We start from the raw sequence: 10,086 nt of genomic DNA, 5'->3' as shown, positions 1-10,086 counted from the left end.
GCCGCACCGTCGGCGCCGGCGTCGTGTCGAAGATCATCGAGTAACACCAATCACGGCCGGGCCGGCAAAAGCCGGCCTGCCATCTACCCCGATAGGCGCGCCCGCAGCGGCGCGCCTTTCTTGTCGCTGCGACGCCATGCGTTGTCGGGCCACCGGGTTGGGCGGTGCTAGGATCGGGACACCTTTTCGGCGGTTCGGAGACAGGACCGATGTGGAGGCGTTACGCGAACAAGCCGCCCTATGGCTGGCTGAGCTACCGGCAGAACCTGCTCGTGCTCTACGAGGATGTCGGCAAGGCCGATCCCCGGATCGACGCGCTGATCGAGAAGACCGAGTATGGCGGCGGCGGGCGCCGGCCGGGCTTTGCCGAGCAATGGGCGGATGTCAACCAGATCGAGCTGCGCCTGTTTCGGCTGCTCGACGACACCCGGCTTGTGGCCGAGACCGAGCGGAAATTCATCGAGGCCGAGGACCTGGGGCTGAAAAGCCGCGCCGCCCTGCGCAAGCAGTTCGACGCGATCCCCCAGGGCGCGGCGGGCATGGACCTGCGCCGCGCGGTGGCGATCACGCTGATCGAGGACATGTTCGTTCAGTATTCCTATCGCTTCGCCGAGCGCGAGAAACGCGCCGAGGTCTCGGCGCGGCTGACCCGGCTGGGCCTTCTGATCATCGGGGTGCCGACCGCGCTGGTGTTCTTCGGACCGATGATCGAGCTTCTCTCCTCGGCGCTGGTTCAGCCGGATGCGGGCGAAGCCATCAGCTTCCGTCCGAAACCCCTGGAAGACGCCTACAGCACGCTCAGCTGGGCCTCGTCGAAATTCGGCGCCTTCTTCGTGGTGATGTATTTCGGTATTGTCGGGGCCTATTTCTCGCGGCTGTTCGGCTATGCCAAGAAGATGGAGCGCCTGCGCTGGAACGACATGGATGTCGTCTATTCCCCCGGCGCGCTCTGGGTGCGGCTTCTGGTCGGTGCGATTGCAGCGGTGATCCTGTTCTTCCTGATGATGGGCAACATCCTGTCCGGGCCGGTCTTCCTCGAGGGCGATTTCAGCCTGTGGCAGATGGGCGCGCCGGTTCCCCCGCCGCCCGGACTGGCACCCGGTTCCTTCCCCGCAAGCCCCAGCCCGCTCCTGCCGCTGCGCCCGACCGAGGATTTCGCCCGCCTTGTCGTCTGGTGCACCGTTGCGGGTTTCTCCGAGCGTTTCGTGCCGGATCGCTTCGCCGAACTGACGGAAAGCGCGCGCGGCTCGGGCACCAAGGCTGCGGATTGACGGGGCCTGTGCCATGCGCCGCCCCGTTCCCGGCCAGCGGCGTCACAGGGATCGCGCCGAAACCGGGCCGCTCGCGAAAAACCGGGCTTGATTCCGGTCCCGCCCTGACGTAATCCGGCGCACGGCCTAGGGGTGTAGCTCAGTTGGTAGAGCATCGGTCTCCAAAACCGAGGGCCGGGGGTTCGAGTCCCTCCGCCCCTGCCAGGCCGTTCTGTAACGTCATGTTATCCCTCGCTTTTCTTGCCCGATTTGTCCAACCCCGCCGACAGGTTGGACAAGCTTTGTTCCCTTTTCGGCCCATCGAGTCGGGCTAGGGCGGCGGTGCCGAGCTTTGACCGCGATGCTTTGCGGACATAGACAGCGGCCATTTTCGTGTTCTCGTGAGCGAGGAAGGCGGCGATCTCCCATTCGGTCGCGCCGTTCTCGGCAAGCTTGGTCGCGCCAGCTTTCCGCAGCCCGTGTACGTTCGCGGATGGAACGTCGATCCCGGCCTCAACGGCGCGATCCTTGAACCATGCGCCGAACCCGGCCGCGGTGTGTGCCGCCCCGGCCTGCGTCGGAAGGAAAAGCATCTGGTCGCGCGGGACGCGCCGCAGTTCTTCCGCCAGTTCGGGCAGGATCGGCAAATCAGCCTCAACGCCCGTCTTGCCGCGTCGATACGCGATTCGCCCGCCGGTCACGTTCTGCCAGCCGAGCTTGGCGAGGTCTTGCCGCGCCGCGCCGGTGTTCAGCGCCAGGAGCATCGCCAGCCGTGCTTTCGTGCCCGGCCCGTGAAAATCGAGGAACCGGGCGATCTGCGCTTCGGTCCATGTGTGATAGCCGTCCGACTTGTGGGCAACCTTGTCTGTGCCCCGAACCGGATTGGCCGCGATCAGCTCAAGGCGGATCGCATGATTGAAGATCAAGGACAGGTTGGCGCGCACGCGGTTCTGTGCGGCCGGTCCCGGTTTCTTCGCCATCAGCGCCTCGATATGGCGTCCCCGGAAACCCGTCACCGGCAGATCGCCCGCCACCTCGCGCAGCCAGTCGAGTTCGCGGCGCAGCGTGTCGCGGGTCGCCGCGGCCTTTCGAGCGTGGCGCGGGGACGCGAGGTAATGCGTGATGAGCCAGCCGAGCGAGCCATGGGGAAAGCGTGCGGTCGGGGCGGGGGTCTTCACCTCGGCAACTGCCGCCTCATAGGCCGCGCGAAACTCGGCCGAGCCATACGGCCCCGGCAGATACGCGGAGAACCCCTTGCGCCGGAAACGCCAGCGCACCCGGCCGTGTCGGTCGGTGACGCGAGAGACGCCGGGGAATGGGTTGCGGCGGCGGCGGATCATCGCAGGAGCCTGTCACAGGGGTTTTCCGTATCGTCGGATGCGCCCTGAGCAATGACGACAACCTTGCCGTTGATCGTGTCCACCTCAACCCGTGCCACCATCAGGCCGGCCGACATCGCCGCCTTTACGACGCGCTTGATTTCGTCCTGCTTGATGGTGGCAGCGCGGTTCATGCGCTCTTTGCCTCCTGCCGTTCCCTGCTCCACGCGTCGTGTTCGGCATCGTGCCGAGCCTCGAGCAGTTGGATCTTCTCATTGATGATGTCGATGATGGGCATGAGCGTCGCTGCATCGCGGTGCGAAAAGTCGATTGCCGCGCTTTCGATGGTCTGATCGTGCAGGGTGATGGCCAGCGCCTTCAGGTGGTGAATGGTTTCATAGGTCGCCTCGAATGCCATCACATAGTTGCACGGTTTGGGTGAGGCGGTCGTCAGATGGGTCATTGTCGTTGCTCCGTTTGCTGGTTATGATCCATAAAGATCATATTACACTTTGATCCAAAGGGATCAAGAGGGAACATGTCAGGGAACCAGCTGCGCGCAGCAAGATCACTTCTAGGCTGGTCGCAGGCCCAGCTCTCGCACGCCACCGGCTTATCAATTCCGACTGTGAAGCGTGCTGAGGGACAAGGGGCGATAAGTGCATCTGCCGAAGCCATTTCCGCGATCCGTGCCGCACTCGAAGCGGCGGGGGTTGAATTCATTGATCCGAATGGCGGCGGGCCGGGGGTCCGGCTGCGCCGTCCGTGATCGTGCTGCGTCAGGCGGCGATGCTGTTCAGCCTGACGGGAACCGTGGCGGCGCTGGTGCCAGCATTCTCGGTCGCGGCGCCCACCAGGCGGTTCGCGCCGTCATCGTCGTCGGTCGTAACCTGACCTTCGGCGGCGTCCCAGTAGAGCGCGGCACCGGCGGCGATGTTGTCTGCCGCCTTGGGCAGCACATAGACGCCGGAAAGGGCTGCCTCGAAGGGCACGCCAGCGGCGGCGGACGTGGTGGCGACGCCGAACAGCGCTCCCATGGTCACGCCCTGCCCGGAAACAACGGGGGCGGGGGCGGTGAATGTCAGAGTGTCACCGGTTTGCACGAAGTTCTTCATGTCAGACTCCTTTGGAGGTCGTGAAGCGAACCGCACCAGGGCGCGGGCGCGTTGATGCGTTGATGCGCCGCTCAAGGTCGGCCAGCGCCGTCGCCATTTCGGCATCGGTCGCATAGGTCACACGCTTGCCGTCATAATCAACGGAGCGGGTGCCCGTCGCGCGCGCCCTCAGAAGGGCATCGCGCAGGGAAACAAGTTCCTCGGGCTCAATGGGCATCAGGTGCCCACCCGATACCAGCCGCGGTGATCCACCCAGCCGCACCCATAGTCGAGCCGGACCTTGACTTGCGTTCCGTCCACCTCGAAGCCCGCGCGGGTTTCGATCTGGGGACCGGGCGCGCCCTCGAGATAGGCGTATTCCAAGCCGTCCACCGTCGCGGGGTCTGCCACCACATACCAGCGGGTTTGCGAGGTCAGGCGGGGTTCAACCACAAGCGCCAGCGTCGAGAAGGGGTTGAAGTCTTCGGAGCTGGTCGCCTGAATGGCGGCAAGCGCCTTCTGCATCTCCGTTTCGAGTTCCGGCGGAGCCAGAACATAGCGCGGAGCAACGTCGATCGGCGCGCCACTCAGGCCGGTCTTGCGGCGCATGGCGGTTCGGGCCACGTCCAGGTCTGCCGCGATGGCGTCGGTCATGGAGAAACCGCCGGTTGTCGTTGCCGCCTTGGCGTTGCCATGCCCGTCTGCGTCGAAGACGGCGATACCATCGGACATTTGCGGGTTGCCCTCGATCTTGGCCACCAGCTGGGCCGCTTCGAAGTTCAACGCGGCGGTGCCCATAGCGGCGGGAACGGTCGTGAACGCGCCCAGATCGTCGTTCACCAGGGCTTGGCGGCTTATGGCGATGATCTTGCCGAAGGTGGCCACCGCGTAGGTTTCGGCGGCTTCGTCAATAGTGCCATGCTTGAACTCGCCTCCCTCGTTGACCTTCTCGAGCTCGGGCGCTTCGCCCAGGATGGCGCGGCGCTTGGCCCGGAAGTCACGGGCCGTGGTCTGGCGGGCCAGAAGGCGGGCACCGGACACCGGGGCCTGATAGGACCGGCGCAGCTCGCGGTTCACGGCATCGCCCAGGATCAGGGGAAAATCGCTGGTCGTGTGCAGGGCGCGCGTGACCAGCGTTTCGGTTGCCATGCCACTGGTCGAGATACCCGCGCGGCGCAAGCATTCGCGGGCCATGTCGGGAATGGTCAGGCCGACATGGGCGCGGGCCGGTTCGGACAACTGGTGCTCCGGGTGCGAACGGGCGAACAGGGCTTCACCGGCCCGCGTGGCGATCACGGCGGGGTCGCTGTGATCCGCGATGATTTCCGCCCGTGCGCTGCGGGTCCGGGTCTGGGCCTGCCGCGTTGCCATTTCTTCGAAGGCGGCGGCGCGCGCCTGTTCGGGGGTCGCCTCGGCGTCGATCTGGCCATTGATCCACTCGGCGGTAAGCCCGGCAAGTTGCCCGATGCTGCGAATCTCCCGGTTCATGTCGGCGCGGGTCAGGTTGCCAGCCGGTTGCGTCGTGGTTTCGATGGTTTCGTTTTCCATGCTGGATTCTCCATTTCGGAAGTGAGCCCCGGCATCTGCCGGAATGGGGACAACGGACACTTCGACGGGCGTCCATTTGACGGCGGTTCGCACCCGCCGGTTTTCTTGTTGACCTTCGCGCCATTGCTGAACCGAATAGCCGATGGACAGGCCGCGCAGGGTTCCATCGCCAATGTCGGACAGGACGGCTTGCGCGGCGGCGGTCGAGCGAAACTTGATGCGGACCCAGAGCCCTTCGGAGCGCAGCTCGGCAGCTTCGATAATGCCCAGCTGGTCGCGGGTGCTTTCGGCGCGGTGCCCGTCCAGGACCGGCCCGCCGATGAGCCTGGAAAGGTCGGCGCCGGAAAGGTCGAGGCGTTCGACATATCCGGCGCGGGCTGTCGGCGCGCCGGTCGAAACGATGGCTTCGACGGTCCGCAGGTTCGCGTCAAGGGTCGAGGGGCGCGGCGTGGCCGCGCGCAGATGTATCGTCATGCGTCACCTTCCTGCGCGGGTCTCCGTGTGTCCCCGGCAATCTCCTGATCCACTTCGTCAAGATCGCGTCCCCGGCCCGCGACGACTTCGGCGCGGGATTTCAGGCCCGCCTCGATAGCGCGCACCTCGGCGTTCACCTCCTTGAGGGGGTCCACCCACTGCCAGCCCGGCGGGACGAAGCGCACGGCGCGGTAATCGGGGGCGGTTGCGTCTTCGGGGCTGATTTCCCCGGCAAGAGCTTTCCAGCCGATCCAGTGCCGCCAGAGCGGGCGCAGAAGCTGGCCTTCGATCAGCGTTCGTTGCAGCATTTCGGCGCGGCGGCGGAATTCCAGCAGGCCGAACCGGGCGGAGCTGTAATTCGCTTGCGACAGGTCGCCGGAAAGCTGTTCATACATCAGGCCAAGCCCAGCGGCGATTTCATGCAGCTGCGATTTGATGAATTCGACTTGCTGGGAAAGCCCGCCGGATGGCTGGGAAAACTTCACGTCGCTGCCGGGCGGCAGCATGCGCATTGCGCCAGGCTCGAGGCTGACATTCACGGTTCCCGCTTTCTCGGTGCCGTCGAATCCTGCGGTGCCGCCTTCAAGGTCGGTGATAAAGCCCGCGAAAAGAGCTTGAACCTTGAGGTTCATCAGCATGGCGTCGGATGCGGCGTCATAGTCTGCCAGCTTCAACAGGACCGGGGCGAGCCATGTCACGCCGCGAACCTGCCCCGGAAACTGCCGGTCGAAGACATGCAGGATCTCCGACGCGGGGATGCGCAGCGTTTCGCCATAGGTTCCGAACGGGGTGCCGGGGGCGTCGGGCAAGACGTGATAGGCGGTCACTTGCTCCGATCCGTCGAACTCCACACCCGCAACGATCCGCGCGCCGTCCCCAAGGTCACGAGTCATGGCCGGGTCGATCTGGTCCGCCGGTAGCAGGGACAGGCGGAAGCCGTCCGGGCTTGACAACATGCGAACGAAGCATTCTCCGTCGCGGACGACGGCGCGGGCGATCATGGGCATCAGCGGCCACACAAGGGCCTCGAGCTCATCATTCAGGACTCGCGCGATCTGTCGGTCAGGGTGCTGCGATTGGACCTGCCAGCCCTTGCCGACAAGGGCTGCCGCCCATGCTTCGACGGCGCGGGCGGCAATTGGGTTGTTCATGGACAACGCCGCCGCTCGCGCCTTCGCCGGGCCACGGGCCGCAAGGGCGCTTTGCTGCGGCGCGGGAAGCATCGGGACACCTTGGAACCGCCAGCCGCCGCCGCCCGCCTCGATCTGGCGAACGTAGGCCGGGGCCACAAGGCGGCGGATGAAGTTCCGAATGTGGATCATTGGGCGTTGAGCCGATGGAGGTTCACGCGCTGTTCGAAGTCGAGCTTCGCGGCGTTATAGGCTTCGGTGCCGCCAGGGCGCCCGGTTTCCGGGTCGATTGCGGCCGCGATGTGATGGCAGAACCAATCCGCCAGCGCCAAGCCGGACTCCTCAAGCGGCAAGTGCAGCACCATGTCGCGTTCAGGATCATGGACGAGGCTGGGCTTGCCATCGCGGAAGGGCACCACAAGCGGCTTGCCTGCCATGAAGGCGCCCAAGGCATCGCAATGATTGGCAAAGATGGCGGATGCGCCGGTATTCGCCCCAATACCGTTCAACTGCTTCGCGACGTAGGCTTTCAGGCACTGCGCGAAGCCGAAGGCGGCTGCCTTGCCACGTCCGGGCGCGCCGTCGCGCAGAAGCCCGTCGCGCTTCTGCCAGGTGCGAAAGGTCTCGGTCTTCACGTCGAGGAAGCCCGCAAGGGCCTCGGTCGAAATGGTCATTTGGTCGATGCTCCACGACATTGCGCGCCCTCACAGGATATGATGTTTGTTTTCGACTCCTAATAAGGTTAAATAATGACCTTTGTCAAGGATGATCGCGCGCCGCGACTGACCGGGTCCGCGCGCTCTCGGGGTTTTCCCACTCTCCGAGTAACGGGGGACTTTTCCGGCCAACCCTTCAGAAGCCGGGGGCAGTCCCTGCCCTGTCCTATCTCCTTTGCATCCAGGTGGATTGCAGCACGGGTCCGCCTCGAGGCGCGGGGGCGCGGTCGGTCGCCAGGTCGTCCTTCCGTCTGGCGAAGTCTGGGTTGACGATCTGCCGGGCCGCGGTTGCATAGACCACACAATCGAGCGCCTCGGCCTTTCTCCCCGGTATGCGCTCGAAACTCCGCACGGGCTGGCCGCGCCGATACCGGATCACGGCGCGTTCGCTTGCCAGCTGTTCGAACCACACCGGCGGCAGATCGGCAGAGAACCGGACTGCATCGGGGCGGGGCAGGCGGCCGAACAGCTGGGCCTTCACGGTGTCAACGCCGACAATCCAGAGGCGCGCGCCGGTCTTGGTCTTCGATCCGGCACGCTCGATAATTGGCCTGTTGCCGCCCGCTCCCTTGATGGCCAGCACCTTGGCTCGGGTCCGGGGCGTTGCGAAGGCAACCACATGATGCATTGACGCGCCGTCGCCCGCGTCGATGGCGGCGGCATCAATGCCGATGCGCCCGCCCAGCTGGTGCCGAAACCGGGTGCGCAAGAGTTCGTCCAGCTCGCGCCATGTGTCTTCGTCTTCGAAGCTGCCCCAGATCACGGAATGCCCCAGGACCAGCGCCGCGCCGTCTTCCGTCCAGCCCAGAAAGGTGGCCTCGAGGCGGTCGTGTTGAACGTCGATTCCTGCGGTTAGCACCAGGGCTTCGGCGGGCACATTGTCCAGGCCGAAGGGCTCGGTCCGGTTCAAAAGCTGGCCTTCGTCCAGCTCGTCACCTTCGGCACGCCAGCCCTGCCCCAGAATGGTGTTGACGAAGGTTTGTAGGGTGCTGGGGTCATCCTTGGCCGCGATGAATTCCGCCGCCAGCTTCGCCCATGCCGCGTTCGCGTGAAGCGATACCAGGGCGTTGAGCCGGAAGCCCGCATGGCCTTGCACTTCGGGCCGTGTGGCTCGCCAGTGGCCTTGCGCGATCATCTGGGGCTTGTGCCGTTCGGGCACTTCGGCGGCGCAATGGGGGCACTTGAAGCGGGCCGTTTCCGGTTGGCCCTCGTCCCAGATGATGTGCGCCCACTGAATTTCGGTGAAGCTGCCACACTCGGGGCAGGGCACTTCGAAAAGGCGGGCGTCGGACTGGGCGAAGGCGCGCAGGACGTGGCTCGTTTCTTCGTGAACCGGTGTCGAGCCCATGACGATCTTGCGATCTGGAAAGGACAGGGTGCGGCGCTCGGCCAGGAGGATGGGCGAGCCTTCGGCGGTGGCTTCCATGCCGTCCGCTTCGTCAATGAACAGGATCCGGACGTTGTGGCGGCGCAAGTTGCGGGGGGCCTTCGCGGCCACGATCTTGAGCGATCCGCCGGGGAATCGGCGCGAAAGAAGGGTGTTGCGCCCGGCTTCGTCCTTTTCGTCCGATAGGGCGGCGGCAACGGCTGGGGAAGCGCCGAAGATCGGTTCAACGTCAGACACCATGTAATCCCGGCAATCGGCTTCGGCGGGCAAGAGGCAGAGAATGGGCGCGGGTTCGTTCGCCACGAAGCTGGCAACGGCGCTGGTCAAGAGCGTGGTGAAACCCACCCGAACCGGCTTCACCAGCGTTACACGCTCAATCAGCGGATCGCCTATGGCGTCGGCAATCTCGCGCTGGAAGGGCCAGAGGCGGACGGGGCCGGGCTGGGCCGTGACACCAGCGGGAAGGCACACTTCGGCCTCGATCCAGTCGGACAGGCGCAGGCGGGGCGGCGGTATCAGGGCGCGCAGGGCCTTGCGCTGGATTTGCTCAATCGTCGGCATCGGCTTCGCCCAGGTCTGCCAGAGTGTCGCGCATGATGCGGTCGATCTGGGCCACGTCCGCCGGGGTGAGGTTCCCCAGATCGGCGCGGATGCGCGACGGCACGGCCAGCAACTGAGAACGAAGGCCGCGCAGGGTGTCCGCCCAGGCGCGTTCGACTTCGGTAGCTGGCACCAGCTCGCCGCGCAGGGTCGCGTTCTTCAGCTCTTGGGCGTCCGCTTGGGCGCGGGCCAGCCGGGCGCGTTCGCCGGTCAGGGTCCGCACCTGTTCTTCGCCCCCGCGCCCGGACGCCGTGCCGCGCAGATGTTCGACGTACCGGCCCACTGTCTCGGCCAGATCATATGCATCATGGCCCAGCTTCACGGCAAGGTCGCGTTTCACCAGGCCAGTGAGGGCGGCGGGGGTGATGCGCAGCAGGTTGCAGAGGTCAGCGCCTCCGATGCGCGCAACGGCGCGGCCACCTTCAAGCCCCGGAAGTTCCCGCATGATCCGCATAAGTCTTTACCCCCTATTGATTTTTTGCAGAGGCTGACACTTCGGGCCCCCGCCCACCGCATACGCCCGGCGCGAAAAGGACCCTTGCGGGGGTCGCTGTCCGTCTGGTTCGCG

Annotated in this window: 11 protein-coding genes and 1 tRNA gene; 2 read left to right on the top strand and 10 right to left on the bottom strand. The window is 65.5% G+C overall.

What is annotated here, in order from left to right; translation table 11 throughout:
• Positions 1-209 precede the first annotated feature (209 nt).
• Together GH815_RS16835 and GH815_RS16830 are read left to right on the top strand one after the other, a co-directional pair.
• Positions 210-1,271 carry a hypothetical protein gene (locus tag GH815_RS16835; protein WP_153749919.1) on the top strand — a complete coding sequence of 354 codons (1,062 nt, stop codon included), beginning with the start codon at positions 210-212 and terminating at the stop codon, positions 1,269-1,271.
• 128 nt (positions 1,272-1,399) lie between these two features.
• A tRNA-Trp gene (locus GH815_RS16830) sits at positions 1,400-1,475 on the top strand.
• Positions 1,476-1,495: 20 nt separating this feature from the next.
• Here the strand turns inward: GH815_RS16830 and GH815_RS16825 are convergent.
• The 10 genes from GH815_RS16825 to GH815_RS16780 form a co-directional block, all read right to left on the bottom strand.
• A complete protein-coding gene (locus GH815_RS16825; RefSeq protein ID WP_153749918.1) occupies positions 1,496-2,590 on the bottom strand; it encodes a tyrosine-type recombinase/integrase in 1,095 nt (364 codons plus the stop codon).
• Positions 2,587-2,763, bottom strand: a complete 177-nt coding sequence (locus tag GH815_RS18890; RefSeq protein WP_170290377.1) for a hypothetical protein — start codon at positions 2,761-2,763, stop codon at positions 2,587-2,589. The genes GH815_RS16825 and GH815_RS18890 overlap by 4 nt, the downstream gene beginning before the upstream one ends.
• Complete coding sequence (locus tag GH815_RS16820; RefSeq protein WP_153749917.1) at positions 2,760-3,032, bottom strand: hypothetical protein; 273 nt, start codon at positions 3,030-3,032, stop codon at positions 2,760-2,762. Before GH815_RS16820 ends, GH815_RS18890 begins: the two co-directional genes overlap by 4 nt.
• Positions 3,033-3,348: 316 nt before the next feature.
• A complete protein-coding gene (locus GH815_RS16810; protein WP_153749915.1) occupies positions 3,349-3,684 on the bottom strand; it encodes a DUF2190 family protein in 336 nt (111 codons plus the stop codon).
• Between the two features lies 1 nt (position 3,685).
• On the bottom strand, positions 3,686-3,901 hold the full coding sequence (locus tag GH815_RS16805; protein ID WP_153749914.1) for a phage head-tail joining protein: 216 nt from the start codon (positions 3,899-3,901) through the stop codon (positions 3,686-3,688).
• Positions 3,901-5,685, bottom strand: a complete 1,785-nt coding sequence (locus tag GH815_RS16800; protein ID WP_153749913.1) for a prohead protease/major capsid protein fusion protein — start codon at positions 5,683-5,685, stop codon at positions 3,901-3,903. The genes GH815_RS16805 and GH815_RS16800 overlap by 1 nt, the downstream gene beginning before the upstream one ends.
• Positions 5,682-7,007, bottom strand: a complete 1,326-nt coding sequence (locus tag GH815_RS16795) for a phage portal protein (protein WP_153749912.1) — start codon at positions 7,005-7,007, stop codon at positions 5,682-5,684. The genes GH815_RS16800 and GH815_RS16795 overlap by 4 nt, the downstream gene beginning before the upstream one ends.
• Complete coding sequence (locus GH815_RS16790; protein ID WP_153749911.1) at positions 7,004-7,489, bottom strand: hypothetical protein; 486 nt, start codon at positions 7,487-7,489, stop codon at positions 7,004-7,006. Before GH815_RS16790 ends, GH815_RS16795 begins: the two co-directional genes overlap by 4 nt.
• A gap of 208 nt (positions 7,490-7,697) precedes the next feature.
• On the bottom strand, positions 7,698-9,479 hold the full coding sequence (locus tag GH815_RS16785; protein WP_153749910.1) for a phage terminase large subunit family protein: 1,782 nt from the start codon (positions 9,477-9,479) through the stop codon (positions 7,698-7,700).
• A complete protein-coding gene (locus GH815_RS16780) occupies positions 9,466-9,963 on the bottom strand; it encodes a terminase small subunit (RefSeq protein ID WP_246176498.1) in 498 nt (165 codons plus the stop codon). The genes GH815_RS16785 and GH815_RS16780 overlap by 14 nt, the downstream gene beginning before the upstream one ends.
• Positions 9,964-10,086: the final 123 nt, after the last annotated feature.

The sequence above is a fragment of the Rhodovulum strictum genome (genome assembly GCF_009649175.1).
Lineage (GTDB): Bacteria > Pseudomonadota > Alphaproteobacteria > Rhodobacterales > Rhodobacteraceae > Rhodovulum > Rhodovulum strictum.
Note: the sequence above shows the minus strand (reverse complement) of the source record. Positions and strands in the feature narration are given on the sequence as shown.